The organism is Metallibacterium scheffleri, assembly GCF_002077135.1.
Lineage (GTDB): Bacteria > Pseudomonadota > Gammaproteobacteria > Xanthomonadales > Rhodanobacteraceae > Metallibacterium > Metallibacterium scheffleri.
In genome coordinates, this window is record NZ_LDOS01000002.1 from 879,077 (window position 1) to 902,133 (window position 23,057).

Annotated in this window: 22 protein-coding genes, 3 tRNA genes and 1 pseudogene; 7 read left to right on the forward strand and 19 right to left on the reverse strand. The window is 66.8% G+C overall.

Annotated features, from left to right (window positions below):
- The first annotated feature begins 2 nt into the window (after positions 1 to 2).
- From uvrC to Mschef_RS09140, 5 genes are all read left to right on the forward strand, one after another.
- Positions 3 to 1,835: an excinuclease ABC subunit UvrC gene (gene uvrC / locus Mschef_RS09120; RefSeq protein WP_081127753.1), complete on the forward strand. Its 1,833-nt coding sequence runs from the start codon at positions 3 to 5 to the stop codon at positions 1,833 to 1,835.
- A 50-nt stretch (positions 1,836 to 1,885) separates the two neighbouring features.
- Positions 1,886 to 2,461 carry a CDP-diacylglycerol--glycerol-3-phosphate 3-phosphatidyltransferase gene (pgsA, locus tag Mschef_RS09125; protein WP_081127755.1) on the forward strand — a complete coding sequence of 192 codons (576 nt, stop codon included), beginning with the start codon at positions 1,886 to 1,888 and terminating at the stop codon, positions 2,459 to 2,461.
- Positions 2,462 to 2,497: 36 nt separating this feature from the next.
- A tRNA-Gly gene (locus Mschef_RS09130) sits at positions 2,498 to 2,573 on the forward strand.
- A gap of 102 nt (positions 2,574 to 2,675) precedes the next feature.
- Positions 2,676 to 2,749 (forward strand) — tRNA-Cys (locus tag Mschef_RS09135).
- A gap of 39 nt (positions 2,750 to 2,788) precedes the next feature.
- Positions 2,789 to 2,877 (forward strand) — tRNA-Leu (locus Mschef_RS09140).
- 170 nt (positions 2,878 to 3,047) lie between these two features.
- Here the strand turns inward: Mschef_RS09140 and Mschef_RS09145 are convergent.
- The 16 genes from Mschef_RS09145 to Mschef_RS09220 all read right to left on the reverse strand — a co-directional run bounded on the left by Mschef_RS09145 (position 3,048) and on the right by Mschef_RS09220 (position 18,115).
- Positions 3,048 to 4,082 (reverse strand): HoxN/HupN/NixA family nickel/cobalt transporter, encoded by a 1,035-nt coding sequence (locus tag Mschef_RS09145; RefSeq protein ID WP_206780156.1) that lies wholly within the window; start codon positions 4,080 to 4,082, stop codon positions 3,048 to 3,050.
- Between the two features lie 11 nt (positions 4,083 to 4,093).
- On the reverse strand, positions 4,094 to 5,149 hold the full coding sequence (hypE, locus tag Mschef_RS09150; RefSeq protein WP_081127759.1) for a hydrogenase expression/formation protein HypE: 1,056 nt from the start codon (positions 5,147 to 5,149) through the stop codon (positions 4,094 to 4,096).
- Complete coding sequence (hypD, locus tag Mschef_RS09155; protein ID WP_081127761.1) at positions 5,146 to 6,285, reverse strand: hydrogenase formation protein HypD; 1,140 nt, start codon at positions 6,283 to 6,285, stop codon at positions 5,146 to 5,148. Before hypD ends, hypE begins: the two co-directional genes overlap by 4 nt.
- A complete protein-coding gene (locus tag Mschef_RS09160) occupies positions 6,282 to 6,512 on the reverse strand; it encodes a HypC/HybG/HupF family hydrogenase formation chaperone (protein WP_081127763.1) in 231 nt (76 codons plus the stop codon). Before Mschef_RS09160 ends, hypD begins: the two co-directional genes overlap by 4 nt.
- 11 nt (positions 6,513 to 6,523) lie before the next feature.
- Positions 6,524 to 8,857 (reverse strand): carbamoyltransferase HypF, encoded by a 2,334-nt coding sequence (gene hypF, locus Mschef_RS09165; protein ID WP_081127765.1) that lies wholly within the window; start codon positions 8,855 to 8,857, stop codon positions 6,524 to 6,526.
- Between the two features lie 9 nt (positions 8,858 to 8,866).
- Entirely contained in the window at positions 8,867 to 9,898 is a 1,032-nt protein-coding gene (gene hypB / locus Mschef_RS09170) for a hydrogenase nickel incorporation protein HypB (protein ID WP_081127767.1), read from the reverse strand.
- An 11-nt stretch (positions 9,899 to 9,909) separates the two neighbouring features.
- Positions 9,910 to 10,251: a hydrogenase maturation nickel metallochaperone HypA/HybF gene (locus Mschef_RS09175; protein ID WP_081127769.1), complete on the reverse strand. Its 342-nt coding sequence runs from the start codon at positions 10,249 to 10,251 to the stop codon at positions 9,910 to 9,912.
- On the reverse strand, positions 10,244 to 11,317 hold the full coding sequence (locus tag Mschef_RS09180) for a nickel-dependent hydrogenase large subunit (protein WP_081127771.1): 1,074 nt from the start codon (positions 11,315 to 11,317) through the stop codon (positions 10,244 to 10,246). The genes Mschef_RS09175 and Mschef_RS09180 overlap by 8 nt, the downstream gene beginning before the upstream one ends.
- 36 nt (positions 11,318 to 11,353) lie before the next feature.
- A complete protein-coding gene (locus Mschef_RS09185) occupies positions 11,354 to 11,641 on the reverse strand; it encodes a HypC/HybG/HupF family hydrogenase formation chaperone (protein WP_081129940.1) in 288 nt (95 codons plus the stop codon).
- Between the two features lie 42 nt (positions 11,642 to 11,683).
- Entirely contained in the window at positions 11,684 to 13,435 is a 1,752-nt protein-coding gene (locus Mschef_RS09190) for a nickel-dependent hydrogenase large subunit (RefSeq protein WP_081127773.1), read from the reverse strand.
- Complete coding sequence (locus Mschef_RS09195; RefSeq protein WP_081127775.1) at positions 13,432 to 14,847, reverse strand: (Fe-S)-binding protein; 1,416 nt, start codon at positions 14,845 to 14,847, stop codon at positions 13,432 to 13,434. The genes Mschef_RS09190 and Mschef_RS09195 overlap by 4 nt, the downstream gene beginning before the upstream one ends.
- A complete protein-coding gene (locus Mschef_RS09200) occupies positions 14,844 to 15,497 on the reverse strand; it encodes a nitrate reductase (protein WP_081127777.1) in 654 nt (217 codons plus the stop codon). Before Mschef_RS09200 ends, Mschef_RS09195 begins: the two co-directional genes overlap by 4 nt.
- On the reverse strand, positions 15,497 to 16,582 hold the full coding sequence (locus tag Mschef_RS09205) for a hydrogenase small subunit (protein ID WP_081127779.1): 1,086 nt from the start codon (positions 16,580 to 16,582) through the stop codon (positions 15,497 to 15,499). The genes Mschef_RS09200 and Mschef_RS09205 overlap by 1 nt, the downstream gene beginning before the upstream one ends.
- An 11-nt stretch (positions 16,583 to 16,593) precedes the next feature.
- Positions 16,594 to 17,001: a hydrogenase expression/formation protein gene (locus tag Mschef_RS09210; RefSeq protein WP_168708960.1), complete on the reverse strand. Its 408-nt coding sequence runs from the start codon at positions 16,999 to 17,001 to the stop codon at positions 16,594 to 16,596.
- Positions 16,988 to 17,536: a HyaD/HybD family hydrogenase maturation endopeptidase gene (locus tag Mschef_RS09215; RefSeq protein ID WP_081129942.1), complete on the reverse strand. Its 549-nt coding sequence runs from the start codon at positions 17,534 to 17,536 to the stop codon at positions 16,988 to 16,990. Before Mschef_RS09215 ends, Mschef_RS09210 begins: the two co-directional genes overlap by 14 nt.
- Positions 17,537 to 17,692: 156 nt before the next feature.
- Positions 17,693 to 18,115 carry a L,D-transpeptidase family protein gene (locus tag Mschef_RS09220; protein ID WP_081127781.1) on the reverse strand — a complete coding sequence of 141 codons (423 nt, stop codon included), beginning with the start codon at positions 18,113 to 18,115 and terminating at the stop codon, positions 17,693 to 17,695.
- Between the two features lie 92 nt (positions 18,116 to 18,207).
- Between Mschef_RS09220 and Mschef_RS09225 the strand changes: the two are divergent.
- Positions 18,208 to 19,766: pseudogene (locus tag Mschef_RS09225) on the forward strand (IS3 family transposase).
- Here Mschef_RS09225 and Mschef_RS09230 read toward each other — a convergent pair.
- Complete coding sequence (locus Mschef_RS09230; protein ID WP_081127783.1) at positions 19,699 to 20,343, reverse strand: L,D-transpeptidase family protein; 645 nt, start codon at positions 20,341 to 20,343, stop codon at positions 19,699 to 19,701. The pseudogene Mschef_RS09225 and the gene Mschef_RS09230 overlap by 68 nt on opposite strands.
- Entirely contained in the window at positions 20,301 to 21,002 is a 702-nt protein-coding gene (locus Mschef_RS09235; RefSeq protein WP_081127785.1) for a L,D-transpeptidase scaffold domain-containing protein, read from the reverse strand. Before Mschef_RS09235 ends, Mschef_RS09230 begins: the two co-directional genes overlap by 43 nt.
- A 96-nt stretch (positions 21,003 to 21,098) precedes the next feature.
- Here Mschef_RS09235 and Mschef_RS09240 point away from each other — a divergent pair, with 96 nt between their 5' ends.
- Positions 21,099 to 21,857 (forward strand): murein L,D-transpeptidase catalytic domain family protein, encoded by a 759-nt coding sequence (locus Mschef_RS09240; RefSeq protein WP_081129943.1) that lies wholly within the window; start codon positions 21,099 to 21,101, stop codon positions 21,855 to 21,857.
- Positions 21,858 to 21,872: 15 nt separating this feature from the next.
- Here the strand turns inward: Mschef_RS09240 and Mschef_RS09245 are convergent, their stop codons facing one another.
- Positions 21,873 to 23,057: an acetate/propionate family kinase gene (locus Mschef_RS09245; RefSeq protein WP_081127787.1), complete on the reverse strand. Its 1,185-nt coding sequence runs from the start codon at positions 23,055 to 23,057 to the stop codon at positions 21,873 to 21,875.

Here is a 23,057-nt window from a genome sequence, read left to right on the forward strand (position 1 = left end):
TCATGCACGCATCGGCACCGGCCACGTTCGACGGCAAACTCTTCGTTCGCCACCTGACCCACGCGCCGGGCGTGTATCGCATGTACGCGGGCGATGGCGTCCTGCTGTATGTCGGCAAAGCCGGCAACCTGAAAAAGCGCGTCAGCAATTACTTCATGCGCCCGCTGCTCGAGCCGCGCATCGCCGCGATGGTGGCGCAGATCGCGCGCATGGAAACCACCGTCACGCGTACTGAAAGCGAAGCGCTGATGCTGGAAGCGCAATTGATCAAGCAATTCCAGCCGCGCTACAACATCCTGCTGCGTGACGGCAAAAGCTATCCTTATGTGCTGATCACCGCGCATGCCGACTATCCGCGCCTGGCTTACCATCGTGGTGCACGCACGCTGCCGGGCAGTTATTTCGGGCCGTTTCCCAGCAGCGGCGCGGTGCGCGAAAGCCTGAACTTGCTGCACAAGCTCTTCCACCTGCGCGGTTGCGAGGAAAGCTATTTCCGCAATCGCACCCGGCCCTGCCTGCAATACCAGATCGGGCGCTGCAGCGCGCCCTGCGTCGGCTTGATCTCGCCCGCGGATTACGCCGTCGACGTGCGCCACGTGCAAATGTTCCTGCAAGGCCGCAGCAGCGCGGTCATCAACGAGCTTGCCGCGCTCATGCAATGCGCCAGCGATGCGTTGGAGTTCGAGCGCGCGGCGCGCTTGCGCGATCAGATCCAGGCCTTGCGCACGATACAGAGCGAACACTACGTGCAGGGCGCCAGCGCCGACATGGACGTGCTGGCCTGCCGCATCAACGGCGAAAGCGCTTGCGTCAGCGTGCTGTTTTTCCGCAATGGCATGGCCCTTGGATCGCGCGATTTCTTCCCGCGCATGGGCGTCGATGCGCCCGCGCCAGGCGCACTGCTGGCGCAGTTCATCGCCCAGTACTACGCCGAACGCGCGGCTCCCGCGGAGCTCATCCTCGAATACGCACCCGAGCAACCCGAGCTGCTGGCGCAGGCGCTGGCGGAGCATGCCGGCCACGAGGTGCACATCAAAACCCAGGTGCGCGGCGATCGCGCGCGTTTCATCGAGCTGGCCGGACGCAATGCCGAGGCCGCTCTGGTCACGCGCATGGCCAGCCGGCAGACGCTGGAAGCGCGTTTTGCCGATCTTGCGCGCCTGCTCTCACTGCCGCAGCCGCCGACGCGCATCGAATGCTTCGACATCAGCCATACCCAGGGTGAAGCCACGGTGGCCTCGTGCGTGGCCTATGGCCCCGAGGGTCCGATGAAAGGTCATTATCGCAAGTTCAACATCACCGGCGTCGTCGCCGGCGACGACTACGCGGCGATGGAGCAGGCGCTCACGCGCCGCTTCCGGCGTGCCGCGCAAGGTGGCGATTGGGCCAGCCCGGATCTGCTGCTCATCGACGGCGGGGCAGGGCAATTGGCGCGCGCCGAGCAGGTACTGGATACCCTGGGATTGCGTGATGTGCCGATCGTCGGTGTAGCCAAGGGGCCGGCACGACGCAGCGGCGAGGAAACCCTGGTGCTGGCGCATGGCAGCGGGCAATTGCATCCGGGCAGCGCTTCGCCGGCGCTGCAATTGATCAACGCGGTACGTGACGAAGCACATCGCTTCGCCATCGGCGCGCACCGCCGGCGCCGCGAAGCGACGCGCGAGCGCAGCGTGCTGCAGGACATTCCGGGCATCGGTCCACGCCGGCGGCGCATGCTGCTGAACGCCTTTGGCGGGCTGGCTGGCCTGCAAGGCGCGGGCGTGGAGGAAATCGCCCGGGTCAGCGGCATCGATCGCGGCTTGGCGGCGCGCATTTATGCTGCCCTGCATGGCTGACGCCTGCGCGCCGCGCGTGCCACACTTGCGCATTGCCTGAATCCTCGACCATGCGCATCAATCTGCCGACCTGGCTCACACTGTTTCGTATCCTGCTACTGCCCGTGGTCGTGGTGGTGTTCTACCTGCCGTGGCATTGGTCGAGCCTGGCCGCGGCGGGCGTTTTCGTGGCCGCCGCCCTGACCGACTGGCTGGATGGCTGGCTGGCGCGCAAACTGGGCCAGACCTCGCCTTTCGGTGCGTTCCTCGATCCGGTGGCCGACAAGCTGATGGTGACAGTGACCTTGTTCCTGCTGGTATCCGATCACCCGTCGGCGCTGCTGGCGCTGACCAGCGCGGTCATTGTCGGACGCGAGATCGGCGTATCCGCGCTGCGCGAGTGGATGGCCGAGTTGGGGCAACGCGCACGCGTGCGCGTGCAGTTGCTGGGCAAGCTGAAAACCATCATGCAGTTCGTGGCCATCGTCGTGCTGCTGGTCGAGCACGACGCCGGTACGCTGCGTTTTTACAAGGTTGGCGAGGTCCTGCTGGTGCTCGCCGCGGCGCTGACGCTGGTCTCCGGTTTCGGCTATCTGCGCGCGGCCTGGCCGGCCTTGAGCGAGTCCAGTTTCCGTGATGGGGGTTGACAGTCACGGCCCCGCATCTACAATTCCGATTCCGTTGCGGGAATAGCTCAGTTGGTAGAGCACGACCTTGCCAAGGTCGGGGTCGCGAGTTCGAGTCTCGTTTCCCGCTCCAGTTTTCCAAAACCTCGGCGATCCGGGGTTTTGCTGTTTCAGGGGTTCTACCACGCCCCGATCGTGCATGACTGCGGTATCGTGCAAGGTATCGTGCAAGCAAGGCCAGGTGGCAGAGTGGTTATGCAGCGGCCTGCAAAGCCGTGTACGCCGGTTCAATTCCGACCCTGGCCTCCACAAACAACCCCCAGGCGTATCGAATACGCCCGCCGCCATGCCCGGGTGGCGAAATTGGTAGACGCAGCGGACTTAAAATCCGCAGATTGGCAACAGTCGTGCCGGTTCGAGTCCGGCCCCGGGCACCACTCTCACTTTCGCGCACGTCCGCAGCAGTCCGGGAAACCCAGAAAAATCCTGATAAAACGCTCACTTCGCCGTCCGGGCGAGTCCGCCGCCGTGCGCTTGCAGCTGGCATGCGCAGGCCGTCGCCATCCTGACGGCTAGGCAGGCCAGCCGACTTGTTGACCCAGACGATTCATGCCGCACGTGGCCGCAGGGCGCGCCGGTAATACAGCGCCGCGCCACCCCAGGTGAGCGCGATCAGCGCCGTGATCATCAGTCCGAGCGTGCTGAAATCGAGATTTTCCAGCGCGCCCCAGATGCCGGTGTTCCAGCCCAGTTCACTGGCCAGCAGTTGCAACCATTCGATGCCGCCAATCAGCAATGCCACGAGCACCCCGATACCGGTGACCGCGGTGTTGAACACCAGCTTGCGCACTGCATCGGACATCGCCCAGTCATAGATGCGCAGCATCACCAGACCATCGAGCGTATCCATCAGGCTCATGCCGGCGGTAAACAGCAGCGGAAACACCATCACGCCCCAGAGACTCATGGCGCCATGCTGGGCAAGGCCCGCGGACAGGCCCAGGATCGCGATTTCGGTGGCGGTATCAAAACCGAGGCCAAACAGAAACCCGATCGGGTACATCTGCCAACTGGCGTGGATGCGCCCGTACAGGCGCCGGAACACGCGCGACATGAAGCCGCGCTGCTCCAGTAGCGCATCGGTGTTGGCTTGCTCAATGTCGGTTGCGCCGGCGCGCGTGCGCTTCAATGCCCGCAGCAGCAGGATGAGGATGCGCAGGTTGACCAGACCAATCACCGTCAGGAACAGGGCCGAGACCACGGTGCCGACCACGCCGCCCATGCCGCGCATCAGCGCCATGTGCGATTCGGTTTCCCGAGCCGCCAGCGCGAGCCCCAGCGACAGCAGAATCACCACCGTCGAGTGACCGAGCGAGAAAAACAGGCCGACGCTGCCGGGGCGCTGGCCATCCTGGCGCAGCTTGCGCGTCACGTTGTCGATCGCGGCGATGTGATCGGCATCGAAGGCATGGCGCAGGCCCAAGAAATACGCCATCGCGCCGATGCCGAACAGGGCGGCGTCGTGTCCGGCCACGGCAAGCAGCGCCAGCCAGGCGCACAGGTTCAGAAATGCCACGAAGCCCAGCGGGGCCACGCCGCGTTTCATCCAGGACCCGTGCGAAGGCGTGGAGTCGGTGTACACGTTGAATAGCCTCAACAGATCCTTGGGAGTTGCTCGCCGCTGAGCCAGTCGACCATGCGGCAGCCACCCAACTGCGTGCGCATCTGCACGAAATGGTTGGCATCGGTGGTGATGCCGCCGATGCGTGCCGCCGCGCGGCCCAGTGGATGCGCGCGCATCGTCGCCAGCAAGGCAGTGGCGGCCTGCTCGGCGCAGACCAGTACCAGCTTGCCTTCGTTGGCCACGTTGAGCGGATCGAGGCCAAGCAGCTCGCATGCCGCGGCCACCTCGGGGCGCAGCGGAATGGCCGCTTCATCCAGCAGCACGCCGACGCCGGATTGGTCGGCGATTTCGTTCATGGTTGCCGCCAGTCCACCACGGGTGGGATCGCGCATCAGGCGGATGTCCGCGCCCGCACACGCCATCAGCTGCGCCGTCAGCCCATGCAGCGCCGCGCTGTCGGATTCGATCGGCGTGTCGAAACCGAGATTCTCGCGCTGGCTCATGATGGCCATGCCGTGATCGCCCAGCGTGCCCGACAACAGCACCACATCGCCGGGTCGCGCCGCGGAACCCGAAAGCGTGCAGTGCGGGTGCGCCTCACCCACGCCCGTGGTGGTGATGAACACGCCATCGCCCTTGCCGTGCTCGACCACCTTGGTGTCGCCCGCGACCAGCAGCACGCCCGCCGCGGCGCAGGCGCGCGCCATCGACGCGGCGATGCGATCGAGATCGCCCAGCGGAAAGCCCTCTTCGAGGATGAAACCCGCGGTCAGCCACAGCGGGCGCGCGCCCATCACCGCGAGGTCGTTGACCGTGCCATGCACGGCGAGGCTGCCGATGTCGCCGCCCGGGAAAAACAACGGCGCGACCACGTGGCTGTCGGTGGTCAGTACCAGGCGTCCGCTGATCGGTGGCAGCACGGTGCCGTCATTGCCCTGCTCGAGCCAGGTATTGCCCAAGTGCCGTGCGAACAACTCGCGCACCAGCTGCACCATGGCACGCCCGCCGCCGCCGTGGCTGAGATCGACGCGACCGCGCCTGATATCCAGTGCGCGCGCGTAGCCGGCTTTGACTTGTCCGCTCATGCCGCGCTCGCCTGCGCATCCTTGTGACGGCCGTAGGTGTAGTGCGCGGCGCAGGCGCCTTCCGAGGACACCATGCACGAGCCCATCGGCGTCTCCGGCGTGCATACCGTGCCGAAGAGCTTGCAGTCGATCGGGCGCTTGAGGCCGCGCAGGATCGCACCACACTCGCACGCCCGGTTGTCGGCCACGCTGCGATAGCCCAGCTCGAAGCGGCGCTCGGCATCGAAGGCGGCGTAGGCATCACGAATGCGCAGTGCCGAATGTGGAATCTCGCCCAAGCCGCGCCACTCGAAGCGCTCGCGCAGTTCGAACACCTGCGCCATCAGCGCCTGTGCCTTGCGGTTGCCGCTTGGCGTGACCGCGCGCATGAACTCGTTTTCCACTTCGGCGCGACCTTCGTTCACCTGTTGCACCAGCATCAGGATGGCCTGCATCAAGTCCAGCGGCTCGAAGCCGGCGATGACCACCGGCTTGCGATAGGCGCGCGCGAAGGCCGCGTAGGGTTCGCTGCCGATCACCGTCGATACGTGCGCCGGGCCTACAAAACCATCCAGCGGCACGCCCTGCGGTGCTTCGCCCGCCGGTGCATCCAGAATGGCCGCGATCGCCGCAGGCGTCAGCACATGGCAGCACAACACCGAGAAGTTGTGCAGGTTTTCGGCAGCGGCCTGCAGGATGGCGACGGCAGTCGGCGGCGTGGTGGTCTCGAAGCCGATGGCGAAGAACACCACCGCGCGGTCCGGATGCTCGCGTGCGATGCGCAAGGCGTCATCCACCGCGTACACCATGCGCACGTCGCCGCCTTGTGCGCGCGCGCGCAACAGACTGCGGCCATCCGAGGCGGGCACGCGCAAGGTGTCGGCATAGGTGCAGACGATGGCGTGATGGCGTAGCGCCAGCTCGATGGCCATGTCGATGCGCCCGATCGGCAGCACGCATACCGGGCAGCCGGGGCCGTGGATCATGTGCACGTTGCCCGGCAGCAGATCAGGCAGGCCATAGCGCGCGATGGCGTGGGTGTGGCCACCGCAAAACTCCATGAACCGATAAATGCGCGCGGGGCTTGCGGCATTGCGTATGGCCGCGGCGATGTGCTGCGCCAGGGCGCTGTTGCGGTATTCGTCGATGTATTTCATGGCACGGTTTCGGCAATGGGGCCCGCGGCCATCATCGCCAGCGTGGCTTCAGCCTGTGCCGGGTCGAGGCGCGTCAGCGCATAGCCGACGTGCACGATCACGTAGTCACCGGGCGCGATGCCATCGACCAGCGCCAGCGAGATGGTCTTGCGGATGCCACCCAGTTCAATGACCGCCTGATCATTGCCAGTCAGTTCGACGACGCGTGCGGGTAGGGCGAGGCACATGTGATTCCCCTTCAGTGGATGCTGGCCGGATGCTGCCGCGCGACCCAGGCCTGACCGAGGCTGAGTCCGCCGTCGTTCGGCGGAACCTGCTGCGCTTCCAGTACGAGCAGGCCATGCGCCGCAAGCTGAGCACGCAGCATGGTTGCCAGCACGGTATTGAGCAGGCAGCCGCCGCCGAGCGCGATCACGCCGAGATCATGCGCTTGCGCTGCCTGCAGCGACCATGCGACGAGCGCTGCGGCAAGCGTGGCGTGGAAACGCGCAGCGGCTTCGGCAGTGTCCGTGGCGCTGTGCAGGTGTTGCAGCGCCGGCAACAAATCGAGCCCGTCGCGGGTGATTCGAAAGCCGTCATGCCAAGGCTGCGCCGGCCCGTGGCGCAAGGCCAGCGCCTCCAGGCGCATCGCGGCTTCGGCCTCGAAATCCATCACGGCGCAGATGCCGAGCAAGCCTGCCGCTGCGTCGAACCAGCGCCCCAGGCTGCTGCTGCCGGGAATGGCCGCGCCCGAGGTCAACCAGCGCTGCACAGCCAGGGCTTGCGGCTGCCCGGCAAAGCGCCGCGCGATGGTATCGCCATGGCCCATGGCAGCCAGCGCTGCCGCCGCCATGCGCCAGGGCTCGCGTGCAGCGCGGTCGCCGCCGGGCAAGGCCAGCGCGCGCAGATGATCGATGCGCTCGCAGTGCGCGCCATCGATGCGCAGCAGCTCGCCGCCCCAGGCGCCGCCATCCGTGCCCAGACCGACGCCATCCAGTGCAAGTCCCAGCAACGGTCCGCTGTGGCGATGATCGGCAGCCACGGCGGCGATATGCGCATGGTGGTGCTGCACGGCGATACAGGGCACATCGAGGCGCGCGGCCAGCGTCTGCGCGTAACGGGTGGAGTGGAAGTCCGGGTGCAGATCATGGGCCAGCACGACCGGCTGCACCTGCAGCAGGCCGAGCAGGTGCTGCGCCACTTCATCGAACATGGCGCGGGTGGCGGCATTGTCGAGCGTGCCGATGTGCTGCGAGATGAAGGCCTCGTCGCCACGCGTGATGCACAGCGTGTTCTTGAGGTGCGCGCCGACGGCGAGCACCACCGGGCCGTCCGCCTGCAGGCGGATCGCGCGCGGCACGTAGCCACGTGCGCGGCGGACGAATTGCATCTGCCCGCCGGCGTGCTGCAGCACGCTGTCGTCGCAACGCACGACGATGGCGCGATCATGCACCAGCAACGCGTCGGCGATACCGCCGAGACGCCGCACTGCTTCGGCATTGTCGGCCACCAGTGGCTCGCCGCAGGGGTTGGCGCTGGTCATCACCAGCGCCGGCGAGTCGAACGCGTCGAGCCACGTGCTGCCCGCGGGGCGTCCTGCGTATTCGTGAAACAGTAGATAGTGCAGCGGGGTGTACGGCAGCATCACCCCCAGCCGCGCCATGCCGTCGCACACGCCGGGCAGCAGTGCATCGACCCGGCCACGTTTGCGCAGCAGGGCAATGGGTCGCTCCGGCGACTGCAGTCGTGCGCGTTCGTCGGCATCCAGCAACGCCAGTGGCTCGATCGAGTGCAGGTTGGCCAACATCAGCGCGAAGGGTTTCATCTCGCGTTGCTTGCGCTGGCGCAGGCGTTGCACGGCATCGGCGTTGCGCGCATCGCAGGCCAGATGGAAGCCGCCCAGCCCCTTGATTGCCACAATGGCGCCCGCGCGCAATGCCGCGACCGCGGCCTGCAGCGCATCAGTGCCATCCTGTGCATGGCCGTGAGCATCCAGCCAACCCAGGCGCGGCCCGCAGATCGGGCAGGCGATGGGTTCGGCGTGAAAACGCCGGTCACCCGGATCGGCGTATTCCGCCGCGCAGGCCGCGCACATCGGGAAAGCGGCCATGCTGGTGCGCGCCCGGTCATAGGGAATACCGCGCGTGATGGTGTAACGCGGTCCGCAGTGCGTGCAGTTGCTGAAGGCATAGCGCCAGCGCCGCGCATTCGGATCGAAGATTTCAGCAAGGCAATCGGGACACACCGCACTGTCGTGGCTGATCAGGGTGCGCGCGGTGCCGTGGTGGGCACTGGCCAGTATCGCGAAATCGTGCAGCCCCGCCTGCGGCGCCTGCGAGGCCCAATGCAGCGTGTCGATGCGTGCCAGCGGTGGCGCTTCGTGTTCGAGGCGCAGCGCGAAGGCGGCGATGGCCGCGTGCTCGCCCTGCAGCAGGATCTCCACTCCTTCGGCATCGTTGCGTACCCAGCCGCGCAATCCATGCTCGTGCGCCAGACGCCATATCCATGGACGGAAGCCGACGCCCTGTACCACGCCGCGCACGCGCACGCGATGCTGCGCAAGGGAAGTGACGGGAGCTTCCAACAGGGTCATCGCCGAGGCTCAAGCCTTGGCTGCGAGCTGGATTTCCAGCTCGGCGATGCGCTGCTGCAGCGTGTCGATCGTGTGCTTGCGCTGCTCATGCGCGCCGCTCACACCGCGGCGTAGCCAATCCAGCCACGCTTCCATGCCCGCGCCACTCTGCGCCGAGACCTGCAGCACCTGCAGCCCGGGCTTGACCTGGTGTGCGCAGGCGACGCATTGCTCGACATCGAAGCGCACATGCGGCAGCAGGTCGATTTTGTTCAGCAGCATCAGGTCCGCCGCGTGGAACATGTCGGGATACTTCAGCGGTTTGTCCTCGCCCTCGGTCACCGACAACACCACGACCTTGTGCGCCTCGCCCAGATCGAAGCTGGCCGGGCACACCAGATTGCCGACGTTCTCGATCAGCAGCAGGCTGTCGTCCTCGGGATGCAAATGCTCCAATGCATGGCCGAGCATGGCCGCATCGAGGTGGCAGCCCTTGCCGGTATTGATCTGCAGCGCGCGCGTGCCGGTGGCGCGGATGCGGTCGGCGTCATGCGTCGTCTGCTGGTCGCCCTCGATCACGGCGATGCGCAGCGCGTCGCGCAAGGCCTCGATGGTGCGCACCAGCAGCGTGGTCTTCCCCGATCCAGGGCTGGACACCAGGTTGACCGCGAACACGCCATGCGCCTCGAGCCAGCGACGGTTGTCCGTGGCATGGGCATTGTTGCTGGCAAGGATGTCCTGCTCGATGCGCAGCATGCGCGCCTGACTCAGGCCCGGGGCATGCGCATGTGCCGCACCACGCCCGTAATGCAGGTCGTCCGTGCGCGTCCCGTGTGCATGCTCGTGCGTGTGCCCCTGCGCAGCGTGCCGCGCAAGTTGCACATCCTGCAGGTGCGTGTGAGCGTGGTCATGTTCGTGCGCGTCGCCGTGAGCATGGTCGTGATCGTGGATGTGATCGTGGCCATGCCGATGTCCGAGTGGATGCGCATGCGCTGTCGCAGTCACGTCCGGTTTGCCTTCGATGCGCGTCTCGCCCTGTCCGCAGCCGCATACATTGCACATGGTTTGTCTCCTCATTCGACCATCAGATCCTGCACGCGCATCTGCAGTCCGTCGGTTGCCTGCACCTGCGCCCCGCCACAGTGCGGGCAACTGGCATACAGCGTGGCGATCGATACGCTGCGCGCGCAGTCCATGCACCAGCCGCGACCGGGGGCGGCCGCGCATTCGATGCGGGCAGCGTGCGCGACACTGCGGCGTAGCGCGATATCCAGGCAGGACAGCAGCGCCGCCACCTCGACCCCGGCCAGCTCGCCGATTTCCAGGCGCACCACGCGCACGGCGTGGAAGTGCTGCGCACGCTGCGCGGATTCGATGATGCCGAGAACCCCCTCGGCCAGCGCCATCTCATGCATCACTTCGCTCCACCCGGCACTCGGCGCAGGGGTCCAGCGCCAGCACCCATGCGCGCGCCTGGGCGTCATCGGGACCATCGCATCGCGTCAGCGCCTGCTCGAGCACGCCGCCTCCGCGAAAGTTCCATTCGGTCGGGGCGAGGATACGGTAGGCGACCACCTGGCCGGCGCGGATGCGCAGCCAGTGCAACAGCGGTCCGCGCGCCGTATCGACCGCAGCCATCGCCTCGCCGGCATGCAGCTTCCAGGCGCGCATGTTCACCGCGGGCAGCTCGTCCGTGGCGGCCAGGGCAAGCTCGAGCAGGCGCGCCAGCATGCGCATACCGGCGTCGTTGCCCGATTGTCCGCGCCACGCGGCCAGCAGGGGATGCGCGAACTGACGCGCGCCGGCGCCACTCTCGCTGACCACGCCGTCCCAATGCGGTCGCTGGCTGAATCCTGCGTCGCTGCGCATCCGTGCCGCCAGCGCGTGTGCGTCGGCTTGCGTCCACGTTGAAAGCTGCGCAAGCATGGGCTGCGGCGTCAGCGACGGCGTCGCGCGCCGCGCCGCGGCGAAGCGCGCCGCAAGCGGGGTGGCCGACGCGCGGTGCCATGCCTCGAGCCCGGCGGCATCCAGATGCACGAAATCGGCTGGCGGCATGCCCAGCAGATCCTGCTCGAGCAGGCGCGTCCAGGCGCGCGGCGCCGCGCGCGCGTCAGCGGCGACGCCGATCAGTGCGCGTACCAACGCGGGCTCCTCGGGTTGCCGCAACATGCGCGGCCAGGCCAGCAGCAGATTGACGGCGTGCTCGCGCAGCCACTCGGCGCGTACGGCCGCGGCGAGCGCGGTTTGATCGGGCGCATCGGCGGCAGCGGCCGCATGCATGGCCAGTTGCGTCGTCGTGCATTGCGCGACACGGCACAAGGAAAATGCCAGGCCCACGCGCTGCAGCGCGACGGCAGGCCGAATATGCGTCAGCCATGATTCGCTGTGTGTCCCGCGAGGCGCGACAAAGCCCACACTCAAATGTGTTCCGCGCGCGCCGCGCAGTGTCAGGAAAGCGGGCGGGGCGGGCAGTGCATTCATGATGCGCCGGGCGCTCCGGAACTGCTCGCAGCCATTTCAATGACCCGGTGCGCGTGGAGGGGCGCTGCCGAGGTCACCGAAATACCGGGCGAGATCGGTCTCGCCGCGCAGCGCAGCGGCAACACCGGCCAGGGCCTGCTTGATCTCCCTTGCCTGCGCGGCGCTGAGCACTTCGCGTGCCGTATCCTGCTGCACCAGTAGCCACGTGCCGGCATCCTGCGCGCCAACCAGCGCCATGTGGACGCGGCGTTGCGAACCGTCTGCCAGGCACAGTGCGCTCCATTCATCGCCGTGCACGACCTGCATGGGAATGCCCAGGCACATCAACGGACTCCGTGCGGGCGCTGAGGGCAGGCGGCGCGCATCTCACTGCACCTCGATCTGGATCAGCGGCGTACCGTCTGGATCGGCGACGTGCACCGCGCAGGCCAGACAGGGATCGAAGCTGTGGATGGTGCGCAGGATCTCCAGCGGCTGCTTGGGATCGACCAGCGTGGTGCCGCGCAACGCGGCTTCGTAAGGCCCGTCCTGACCCAGTGCATCGCGCGGACCGGCATTCCAGGTACTGGGCACCACGGCCTGATAGTTGTCGATTTTTTCGTCCTTGATCACGATCCAGTGCGCCAGCGCCCCGCGCGGGGCCTCCATGAAGCCCACGCCTTTGCAGGAATCCGGCCACGTGGACGGTTCCCACAACGCCGGATTGAAGGTTTCCAGTTTGCCGGCACGGATGTTGGCCATGAGCTGGTCGTACCAACCCTGCATGGAATCGGCGATGAGCTTGGACTCCAGCGTGCGCGCGGCGGTGCGACCCATGGTGGAGAACAGCGCCGCGGGTGGCAGGTCGAGCTTGCTCAACACCATGCCGACCAGTTCGCGCGTGGCCGGGTCGCCCTTGGCGTACAGCATCAGCACGCGCGCCAGCGGGCCAACCTCCATGACCTTGCCTTGCCAACGCGGCGACTTCAGCCACGAGTAACTGGCCTGGGTGTCCAGGTGCTCATAGGGCGGCTTGGGGCCGCTGTAATGCAGGTTGGTCTGGCCCGCGTAGGGGTGCAGGCCGCTGTCCTTGCCGGTGCTGTAGTCGTACCACGAGTGCGCCACGAATTCCTGGATCTGCTCGCTGGCGTTGAGATCAACCTCGTGCACGCGGCTCAGGTCGCGATCGAGGATGATGCCGCGCGGAATCATCAGGCTGGCGAGGTCGTTGATGCTCTTGCCTTCGCTGGGGAACTCGCCATAGGTGAGGAAATTGCCGACGCCTTCGCCCTTCTTGAACCAGTCCTTGTAAAAGCCGGCGATCGCCAGCGTGTCCGGCAGATACACCTCGTCGACGAAGCTGCGCATCTGCCGGATCACGTTTTGCACGATCTCCAGCCCGTTCATGTTGATCGCGGTGGCACCACCGACGCCGGCGCTGGCGCCGGGGCCGACGCTGATCGCGGCCGGCGCGCCGCCGACGACGAAATTCGGGTGCGGATTCTTGCCGCCGAAGATGGCGTGCAGCTTGACCACTTCACGTTGCCAGGCCAGCGCATCGAGGTAATGCGCCACCGCCATCAGGTTGGCCTCGGGCGGCAGCTTGTACAGCGGACTGCCCCAGTAACCGTTGGCGAAAATACCGAGCTGGCCCGAGGCGACGAAACGCTGCAGCTTGTCCTTCACCGCCTTGAAATAGCCCGGAGAAGACTGCGGATAACTGCTGATCGATTGCGCCAACGCCGAGGTTTTCTGCGGGTCCGCCGACAGCGCCGATACCACGTCCACCCAGTCCAGCGCGTGCAAGTGGTAAAAGTGCATGACGTGGTCGTGCACGAACTGCGCGGCGATCATCAGGTTGCGGATGAGTTGCGCGTTGGGCGGAATCGGATACTTGAGCGCATCTTCCACCGAACGCACCGCGGCGATGCCGTGCACCAGCGTGCACACGCCGCAGATGCGCTGCGCGAACGCCCAGGCATCGCGCGGGTCGCGGCCGCGCAGGATCAGTTCGATGCCGCGCACCATGGTGCCGGAACTGGAGGCCTGGCTGATGACGCCGTTGTCCAGCGTGGCCTCGATGCGCAGGTGGCCTTCGATGCGCGTGATCGGATCGACGACGACGGTTTGGGCACTCATGGCGCGGGCGCCTCCCGGTATGGATTGACGATGGCAGCGGGTGCAACGGACCTGGCCGGCAGCGTGTCATCGAGGTTGTCGGCCACGGCCTCGAGCAGGCTGTGCGCGGTCTTGTCCCAGTGGAAATGTGCCTGGCTGTCGTCGAAGCTGAGCCGGCAGTTGGAGCAACTGGTGACCAGCATTTCGGCGCCGGTATCCTCGACCTGACGCATCTTGATCTCGAAGGCCTTGTAACGGATCGCATCGGCGCGGTGGATGCTGATCACGCCGCCGCCGCCGCCGCAACACCAGTTCATGCTGCGGTTGTCCTTCATTTCGTGGACCTCGGCGCCCAGCGCGGCCAGCACCACGCGTGGCGCCTCGAACACGCCGCCGCGGCGCGCGACCTGACAGGGATCGTGGAACGTCACTGTCTTGTTGAGACCTTTCTTGAGTCGCAGGCTGCCATCGGCGATGTGCTCGCCGAGGAATTCCGAGATATGGCGCACCTTGAACGGCAGCGGCTGGCCATAGACATTGGCGCCCTGCCAGCGCATGGCGGTGTAGGCGTGGCCGCATTCGGGCAGCAGCAGCAGCTTGGCCTTGCAGGCGATCGCGGCCTTGATCATCTTCATGCTCATGTCGCGCTGCCAGTCGGCGTTGCCCGAGAGCAGGCCGAAGTTGGTTGCCTCGTAACCGTCCGAACGGATGGTCCAGCTCATCCCCAGGTGATTCAGCACCTTGGCCACCGCGGCCATGGCCTGCGGATATTTCTGGATCTCGATCGAGGACATGGTGACCAGCACATCGGCGTGTTCCTTGTCCAGGTGGATATCCACGTCATCCTCGTCGGCGATCCACTCGATGCGCTCCTTGAGCACCTTGGGCGTCGCCCCCAGCGGGCTGCCTTCGCGTTCGCCGCGTTCGGCCGCGGCCCAGAGTTCGTGCGGCACCAGTCCGGCCTTGTGCATGCCGTGACGCGCGAGACTCACCAGCGCTGCGATGTCGATGCCCATCGGACAGATCAGGGTGCAACGGCCGCACATGGTGCAGGAGTCGTAGATCAGCTCCTGCCACTCCTGCAGCTCCTCGATGGTGACCTTGCGCTTCAGACCCAGCGCACGCATGAACAGCGCGAAGGGACCAGCCTCGCGCTTGTAGGCCTGCTTGAACGGCTCGATTTTCCAGATCGGCGTGTATTTCGGATCGCCGGTCTGCACGTAGAAGTGACAGGCCTCGGCGCACATGCCGCAGTGCACGCACGATTCCATGTAAGTGGCAGCGACTGCGCCAAAATCGCGCACGAAATGGCGCATGGCGATATCCACGCGCTCCTGCGCGGGCATTTCGCCCTGCATGTCCTGGCGCAGGTCGGGCCTGGGCACGCCGCGCGCGGCGCCGCCAACGGGATCATTCACGACGGTTGCGCTCATGTGCTGGCTCCTTTGCGGGCAAACAGCGCGCCGGTGGTGCCGCGCGCGATGAATACCAGAAACGCATGCATCAGCTTGCCGAATGGCAGCCAGGCCAGCAGCAGGCACACGCTGAGCACGTGGATGGCGAGAATCGTCGGATAGGGCCCGCCCCAATGGGCCGCCGCCATCAGTCCGGTGATGACCGGCGTGATGGTCACCGCCCAGCTGAAATAATCATCGGCATTGGATATCAGGCGCATGACCGGATTGCTGATGCGGCGCACCAGCGCCGCCACCAGCGCGGCGACGGTGAGCGCGCCGACCACGTAGACGATGCCGCTGGGCAGCCCCGGCCACGACAGCCCGGTCAGGCTTTTGATGAACAGGATGTGCGGCACAAAACCGAACACCACGATGGCCAGGCCGATGTGGAACACGTAGCCGATGGTGTTGCCGAACGCCGTTTGCGCGGCGAACTCGCGTTTGGGCACGGTGCGCTTGACGATCAAGTTGGCCGCGCCACGCCAGGTATGCGTGCTGCGTGGCTCGGTGTAGTCGGGCTTGCGCCGCAGCAGCAGGATGCCGGCCAGACGCCAGACCGTGCCGACGACGAAAATCACCAATGCCCATTGCAGGATGGGGCCGCGTGCGAGCGTGAGCAGGTTCATCACTTGCCCTCCGGTTTCCTGGTTTCCGTTTCGGTGCGGGTCTTGTCCTGGCGATGCCGTGCGGTCAATGCCGCGGCACCACCGAGGACGGCACCGGCCACCGCGGCGATGCCGAGGTCCTCGCCGATGCTGCCGTGCCACAGGCCTGCCGACAGCGGCTTGTAGAAATCGCCGCGATCCCAGAACTGCGGCTCCGAGCAGCCCAGGCAGCCGTGCCCGGATTCGATCGGGAAACTGGTGCCGCCGTTCCACTTCATGGTGGCGCAGGAGTTGTAGGTGGTCGGACCCTTGCACCCCAGTTCGTACAGGCACCAGCCATTGCGCGCGCCGGTGTCATCGAACGTCTTGGCGAACAGCCCTTTGTCATAGAACGGCCGGCGGTAGCAGCGGTCGTGGATGGTGTTGCCGTAGAACACCTTGGGACGGCGGTGCGCGTCCAGCTCGGGCACGCCGAAGGTGAGGAAATACACGATGGTCCCGGTGATGATCTCGGGGATCGGCGGGCAGCCGGAAATATTGATCAGCGGCTTGTCCTTGATCAGATCCTGCACTGCTACCGCGCCCGTGGGATTGGGCGCGGCCATGGGCAGCCCGCCAAACGCCGCGCAGGTGCCCACCGCGATCACCGCGGCAGCGCCCTTGGCCACTTCCTGCACGGACGCCAGCGCGCTCTTGCCCCCGATCACGCAGTAAGCGCCATCGAGCGGGGCTGGAATGGAGCCATCGACCACCAGCACGTACTTGCCCCAGGCCTTGCGCATCGCCTCCTCGCGCGCGGCCTCGGCAGCTTCGCCCGCGGCGGCCTGCAAGGTATCGTTGTAGGCCAGCGAGATGGTGTCGAAGATCAGGTGTTCGATGGTTGGCGAAAACGAGCGCGTCAGCGATTCCAGGCAGCCGGTGCATTCCTGGAATGACAGGTAGATCACCGTCGGTCGCGGCATGGCGCCCAGTTTTTCGGCCAGTTCGGCGGCGCGCGCGGCGGGCAGCGCCAGCAATGAGGCAGCGGCCGCGCAGAATTTCAGGAAGGAGCGCCGGCTCATGCCCTGCTGCTGGAACGATTCGAGAATGGTCGGTTCGCGATCCATGGGTCAGCCCCTCAGTTGGGTAGTGCCGTCAGCCCGCACAACCGCGCGCTGGCGGCCTCGATATCCGCGCGATAGGCGCGCACGATCTCCGGCACATCGGTGACTTCGAGCAGTTCGCACAACAGCTTGCCCTCGGCGTCCTCATGGCGTACCCACCAGATGCCGGCAAAACCCGTCTCGCGCAGCAGCGATGCCCCGAGGGCGTTGATGCGTACCTCGATCTCCCCCGCGCCCAGCGCCTGTTGCAGCGCCGCGCGATCCGCTGGCCCCAGCGGCAGGGTGGCAAGGTCGATCACATGAGTGGTGCCACTGGCGAGATACGCCTGCAGTGCATCCTCCAGCTCGCGCAGGATGGCCGCGACCATGCCGGTCGCGTCGTCGCGCGGCTCGATGACCACGGCGATTTCAAGCGGTTTCATCGGTCCACCTGCGCAGCACATCGCGCACGCAGTGCTCGATTTGCGGCAGCGCGCTCGTCAGTTCCGCGCTGAGGTGTTCGCCCCAGCCGATAGGGCCGGGTTCGATGCCGATCAGCGCGCGTCGCGGTGGCAGGCGATCGAGCAGTCGCGCCATGTCCAGCAACTCGCCCAGGCTGACCTCGTGCACGCTGCCGGCTTGCGCGCGGCGCAGCCATTGGTCCATGGCCGCGCCCTCGAAACAGCGCACCGTACCCGCCGCAGTGTTCATGCGCATCGCGTCGATGAAGATCAAACGCCGGGTCTGCTCGATCTCGACCAGCAGTGTGGCACCCAGCGTGCCGGCGTCGTACAGATGGATGCCGGGCCGCGCACCCAGCGCGTTGTGCAGCCAGTGCAGCGCATGCACACCCACGCCATCGTCGCCCTGCAGGGTGTTGCCGACCCCCATGATCAGCGTGGGTCGCAGCGCCGGATCCCCGGTCGGCGGCGCGGGTGCCGTGCATGCCGGCACTGCATTTGCTGAATGGCTCGGCATGCTGCACTCCCCAAGGCGGGTGACCCAGGCTCTGACCAGCAACTTATGCCTGCGCACGGGCTGTGACCAGATGCAATCGCCGCGAAAATTGATCTGGATCAAATCCGACGCAGAATGCTGATCCGGCAACCCCGGCCGCGGCATGCATGCAGCGGTTCAGTCGGCCAGCGCGAAGGCCTGTTGTTGCTGCGCCAGCGCATCACCCAGAGCCGCGCGCAGCGCGGGATCCTGGCGATACACGTCGGGTACCAGACCGACCCGGCCATCGGGCGCTACAGCAACGGTCCAGTAAATCATGCGCAGTGGCACGGATGGGTTCAGCGGCACGTCGCGGGTCACGTCATAGCTGGCCGCGGTCTGCAGGCTTTCCGCATTCCAGCGCACGGGATCGCCGAGCAGCAGTTGCGCCAGTTCCATCGCGTTTTCCACGCGCACGCAGCCCGAGCTGAAGGCGCGTCGGGTCTGTGCGAACAAGGCCTTGTGCGGCGTGTCGTGCAAATACACCTCGTGGGTGTTGGCGAAGCGGAATGCGACCAGGCCCAGTGCACCGTCGGGGCCCGGATCCTGACGCAGGGTCAGCCCCGAGGGCGGTCGCGTCCAATCCCCGCCGCGTCAGACTAGTTGTCGCCTCCATAGAACCCCTACCCTGAAGGCGGCGATGGAGAACTGAAGTGGCTCGATACGGACAACGATTCAAGGAACGCGCGGTGGCCCGCTTGCTGCCGCCGGAGAGTGGTGCGCTGGAGGTGGTGGCGCGGGAAGTGGGCATTGGCGTGTGGACGTTGGCGCGCTGGCGCGAGGAGGTTCGGTGCCGGGTTGCCCCGGCACGATCCTGGACGGCGGACGCACGCCTTGATGCGGTGATCACGGCCGCGGCGCTGGACGCGGTGGGCAAGAGCGCGTGGTGTCGCGAGCACGGCGTGTTTCCGGCGGATCTGGATGCGTGGCGTGCGCGGGCCACGGCAGCGCTGGGGGCCTCCGAAGCGACCGCAGCCGGCACCCAAGGCAGCCCTCAGGACCGCCGGCGCATCAAGGAGCTCGAACGCAACCTGCTGCGCAAGGATCGCGCCCTGGCGGAGACCGCGGCGCTGCTGGTGCTGTCAAAAAAAGTTGCGGCGATCTTCAACAACGGCGAGGACGCATGATTGTCCTCGAAGATCGCCAAGCCTTGGCCCAACACATTGGCGTGGCGCATCGCGCCGGCGCGCGACTACAGCTTGCCTGCGAGACCGCCGGGATCGACCTGCGCACTCTGCAGCGCTGGAAGGCCCACGATGGCCTCGCCGAGGGCGATGGCCGGCCCCGGTCCATCCACCCGGCGCCCGGTCACGCCTTGAGCGAGATCGAGCGGGCGCAGCTGCTGCAGGTGGCCAACGCGCCGCGCTTCGCGGACGTGCCGCCGGCGCGCATCGTGCCCATGCTCGCCGACGAGGGCGTCTACCTCGCCAGCGAGTCGACCTTCAGCCGCGTGCTGCGCGCGCAGGGCCAGACCGCCCACCGTGGACGCGCCAAGGCACCCCGGGCGGTGCGCCCACCCACCACGCACCGCGCCACCGCACCGCGCCAGGTGTGGTGCTGGGACATGACCTATCTGCCCGCGCAGGTGCGCGGGCGCTGGTTCCACTTGTATCTGATCCTGGACCTGTACAGTCGCAAGATCGTCGGCGCCGAGGTGCACGACACCGATCACGCCGACCATGCCGCGCAGCTGGTGCACCGTACCGCGTTGGCCGAAGGGATCGCCTGCCTGGAGACCAAGCCGGTCCTGCACGGCGACAACGGCTCGACCCTCAAGGCCACCACGGTCCTGGCAATGCTCCACTGGCTGGGCGTGAAGCCCTCGTACTCGCGCCCGCGCGTGAGCGATGACAACGCCTATGCCGAGTCGCTGTTTCGTACCGCCAAGTACCGGCCCGAGTTTCCGGCCCAGGGCTTTGCCGACCTCGACGAGGCCCGCATCTGGGCGACCCGCTTCGTGCACTGGTACAACGTCGATCATCGCCACAGCGGCATTCGCTACGTCGCACCCGCTCAGCGCCACGCCGGAGACGATCACGCGCTCCTGGCGGCGCGCCATGCGCTCTACACCCAGGCGCGCGAACGCCATCCCTCACGATGGTCCGGCCGCACCCGCAACTGGACGCCGATCGGCGCCGTCACACTCAACCCGGAACGCGACGCAGTCGCCACCACGCAAGGGGATGCCGATACACAGCCGTTGGCTGCCTGACCGAGGCGACAACTACCTTGACGCGCGCCGAATCGATTGCGTTGTCCGGCACGATTTGCCCTTGACGATCGAACACGCGCAAATGATTGCGTGCGAGATAATCGGGATCGCGGCGCAGCTTGGCGAGCATGTCCTCGCGCAGGATCGTCGGCGGTACCACCCATGAGGGGTCGATGGTCAGCCGCGTGATGGCCGAGCGCAGCACTGGCGTGGGCCGCCGCGGCTGGCCCACTTGCACACGCGTGGACCAGGCCAGGCGGCCATCGTCGTAGTAATCGAGGCGGTAATTGGCGAGATCGACCTGCACGTAGCGTGGCGGCAGATCGTGCAGGTACCAGCGCGCGCGCTCCAGATCGAGGCGCAGTTGCTCGATGCGCGTGGTCACCGGCACATTCAGCGCCGCCAGCGTGGCGGGGCCGACCACGCCATCGGCTTGCAACCCGTGCTGGCTCTGGAACGCGCGCACGGCGTTGGCCAGCGCCGCATCGTCGTCATCAGCGTCGCCCTGCGGCGTGCGGGTCAGGTCACCGGAAATCAGCAGCCGCCTGCGCAACAGCGCCACGCGCGCGTCCTGCATGCAGGCTCGAGCGCCAGTCCGGCGGGCAGCGCGGGCCAGCCGCCGGCGGCGGCCTCATCGCGCAGGCGCTGCAGCGCCGTGCGCAACTGCGCGTAGACCGGTGCGGAGGGGCGCGCCGCGTCAAACGCCGCAGTGATGTGCCCGGCTTCTGCTGCGTGCGCGGCGGCCTGCAGCCACGCAGCGGATGCGGACCACCGCGGCGTGGCCTGCCAATCCGGATAGAACGTATCGACGTCGAGCACGCCATGGCGCAATTGCAGCAATGCCAGCAGATAGGCCGCGCTGGCACGCACATCGATGTCAGCGCGTTGTGCATCGGTCATTGGCACGTGCTCTTGCAGCCGCAGCACATCGCGTGCGAGGCGATCGCCACCGTAATCCTGCGCGGCCAGACCATCATCGACCAGACCATCGAGCGCATCATCGAGCGCGCGCAGGCGCGCAGCGGATTGCCACAGGGGCGCGTCGGCGCGTTGCGCATAAAAACGCGAAACCAGCGCGCCCAGCGTGTGGTCGCCGATTCGCAGCACACCCAGCGGCTGCTGCGCCAGAGCGTCAAGGCGCGTGGCGATGGCGGTTTGCGGCGCGGTGTCGGGTACCTGCGCCTGCGCGCAGGTTGCGATCAGCAGGGCGAGCACGATCCAGGCGTATCTGATCATGAGTGGCGGGTCGCTTTGGACATGGAAATCCCGTCGCATTCTGCGCTTGCGCGACGTGTTCAGGAACGGCGCGTGCTCAGCCATTACGATACGAACATGCTTTTTCTGCGCTTTCGATTTCGCTTGCTCGCGTGCGCGCTCGCACTGTTGCTTGCCGCGCTGGCGTTGCCTGCCAGTGCGGCATCGACGACGGGTCCGTCACTATGGCGCACGCTCGCGCAGGCGGCTCCAACGGCCAATCCGCAAGTACTGCGGCTGGCGGTGGCGGCCATGCACTGTGCCGTCAGCAGCGGCATGTCGGGCGCGCAGCGGCTGGCCGTGATCGACTACTCGCTACCGTCCACGCGCCGGCGTCTTTGGATTTTCGACCTGGCCGACCCGCGCCTGTTGATGCGCGAGCTGGTGGCGCACGGGCGCAACTCGGGCGGCAACTTCGCGAAGCATTTTTCCGATCGCCAGGGCAGCCTCGAATCCAGCCTTGGCCTGTACCGCACGCTGGGCACCTATCAGGGCGACAACGGTTATTCGCTGCGCTTGCAGGGTCTGGATGAAGGTTTCAACAACAATGCGCTGCAACGCGCCATCGTCATCCATGGCGCGCCCTACGTGAGCGAAGCTTTCGCGCAGCGCGAGGGTCGCCTCGGACGCAGTTGGGGCTGTCCGGCGGTGAGCAAACGCGTGGCGCAGCGTGTGATCAACGCGCTCAAGGGCGGGCAGTACGTGTTCGCCTACTATCCCGATCAGCACTGGCTGAGCGATTCCGACCTGCTGCATTGCGCGGCCGCGCGGCGCAGCGTCGCGGCCATCGAGGTCGCTTCGGAGCAAGCCGGCGCGCGTACCAGCGCTGCGCTGTAAGCGCTGCGCACGGCATCAACTGCGCAACAGTTTGAACGTGTGCTGCGCGATCATCAGTTCTTCATCTGTGGGGATCACGCGCAGCGCGATGCGCGAGTCGGGCGCGGCGATATCGAGCACGCCCGTGCTGCCAGCATTGGTCACGGCATCGAGACGCGCGCCGAACAGGTCCAGGCGCTGCACGATCGCGGCGCGCGCGCCGGGCGCATGCTCGCCGATGCCGGCGGTGAACACGATGCCATCGAGGCCGCCCATGCTCGCCGCCATCGCCGCCACGCTCTGCGCGACGCGATGCGCGAACACGGCCAGCGCCAGCCGTGCCGCCGCGCTGTCGCTGGCCAGCAGCTCGCGCATGTCGCCGCTGAGCCCGGACAAACCCTTCAGCCCACAGTCGTGATATAGCAGGTGGCTGATCTGCGCCGCATCGTGGCCTTGCTCCTGCGCCAGATACAGCACCACGCCGGGATCGAGGTTGCCCGGGCGCGTGCCCATCACCAGGCCTTCCAGCGCCGAGAATCCCATCGTGCTGTCCACGCTGCGCCCGCCTTGCAGCGCGCACAGTGAGGCGCCGTTGCCGAGGTGCGCAATCACGGTGCGACCGCGTGCCAGATCGGGCGCGACGCTGGGCAGGCGCGCGGCGATGTACTCGTAGGACAAGCCATGGAACCCGTAGCGGCGCACGCCCGCGGCGATGAGCGATTGCGGCAGCGCGTACAGGTCCATCTCGGGCGCGTGGCCGTGATGAAACGCGGTGTCGAAGCAGGCCACCTGCGGCAACTGCGGCTGGCGCTGCAGCAGCGAGCGGATCGGCGCGAGGTTGAACGGCTGGTGCAAGGGCGCCAGCGCGCTGAGCGCCGCGAGCCTGTCCAGAATCGCCGCATCAATGCGCACGGGCTGCCAGAAATCGACACCGCCGTGCACCACGCGATGGCCGACCGCATCGGGGGCCGCGCCGAGGTGCGTGGCGATCCAGTCGTTGACCACGGCTTCCGCCGCGGCGACATCGGGCACGGCTTGGATGTCCAGCGTGCGATCAACCAGGCCATGCCCGGCCGCGTCATGCGCCTGCAGTCGCGGCGTGCTGCCGATGCCGGCCAACTGGCCCTGTTGCAACAGTTCCAGCGTGTCGTTGTCGCCGCTGCGAAACGCCGCGAACTTGATGCTGGAACTGCCGGCATTGAGAACCAGGATGCAAGTCAT

Coding starts and splice junctions, on each gene's coding strand:
- Mschef_RS09235 (WP_081127785.1), bottom strand. CDS start 21,002: ATGATCAGATACGCCTGGATCGTGCTCGCCCTGCTGATCGCAACCTGC.
- Mschef_RS09210 (WP_168708960.1), bottom strand. CDS start 17,001: ATGAAACCGCTTGAAATCGCCGTGGTCATCGAGCCGCGCGACGACGCG.
- Mschef_RS09180 (WP_081127771.1), bottom strand. CDS start 11,317: ATGAATGCACTGCCCGCCCCGCCCGCTTTCCTGACACTGCGCGGCGCG.
- Mschef_RS09245 (WP_081127787.1), bottom strand. CDS start 23,057: ATGACTTGCATCCTGGTTCTCAATGCCGGCAGTTCCAGCATCAAGTTC.
- hypF (WP_081127765.1), bottom strand. CDS start 8,857: ATGACCCTGTTGGAAGCTCCCGTCACTTCCCTTGCGCAGCATCGCGTG.
- Mschef_RS09215 (WP_081129942.1), bottom strand. CDS start 17,536: ATGCCGAGCCATTCAGCAAATGCAGTGCCGGCATGCACGGCACCCGCG.
- Mschef_RS09190 (WP_081127773.1), bottom strand. CDS start 13,435: ATGAGTGCCCAAACCGTCGTCGTCGATCCGATCACGCGCATCGAAGGC.
- hypB (WP_081127767.1), bottom strand. CDS start 9,898: ATGTGCAATGTATGCGGCTGCGGACAGGGCGAGACGCGCATCGAAGGC.
- Mschef_RS09230 (WP_081127783.1), bottom strand. CDS start 20,343: ATGCAGGACGCGCGCGTGGCGCTGTTGCGCAGGCGGCTGCTGATTTCC.
- Mschef_RS09200 (WP_081127777.1), bottom strand. CDS start 15,497: ATGAACCTGCTCACGCTCGCACGCGGCCCCATCCTGCAATGGGCATTG.
- Mschef_RS09195 (WP_081127775.1), bottom strand. CDS start 14,847: ATGAGCGCAACCGTCGTGAATGATCCCGTTGGCGGCGCCGCGCGCGGC.
- Mschef_RS09160 (WP_081127763.1), bottom strand. CDS start 6,512: ATGTGCCTCGCCCTACCCGCACGCGTCGTCGAACTGACTGGCAATGAT.
- hypE (WP_081127759.1), bottom strand. CDS start 5,149: ATGAGCGGACAAGTCAAAGCCGGCTACGCGCGCGCACTGGATATCAGG.
- Mschef_RS09205 (WP_081127779.1), bottom strand. CDS start 16,582: ATGGATCGCGAACCGACCATTCTCGAATCGTTCCAGCAGCAGGGCATG.
- uvrC (WP_081127753.1), top strand. CDS start 3: ATGCACGCATCGGCACCGGCCACGTTCGACGGCAAACTCTTCGTTCGC.
- hypD (WP_081127761.1), bottom strand. CDS start 6,285: ATGAAATACATCGACGAATACCGCAACAGCGCCCTGGCGCAGCACATC.
- Mschef_RS09240 (WP_081129943.1), top strand. CDS start 21,099: ATGCTTTTTCTGCGCTTTCGATTTCGCTTGCTCGCGTGCGCGCTCGCA.
- Mschef_RS09175 (WP_081127769.1), bottom strand. CDS start 10,251: ATGCATGAGATGGCGCTGGCCGAGGGGGTTCTCGGCATCATCGAATCC.
- Mschef_RS09185 (WP_081129940.1), bottom strand. CDS start 11,641: ATGTGCCTGGGCATTCCCATGCAGGTCGTGCACGGCGATGAATGGAGC.
- pgsA (WP_081127755.1), top strand. CDS start 1,886: ATGCGCATCAATCTGCCGACCTGGCTCACACTGTTTCGTATCCTGCTA.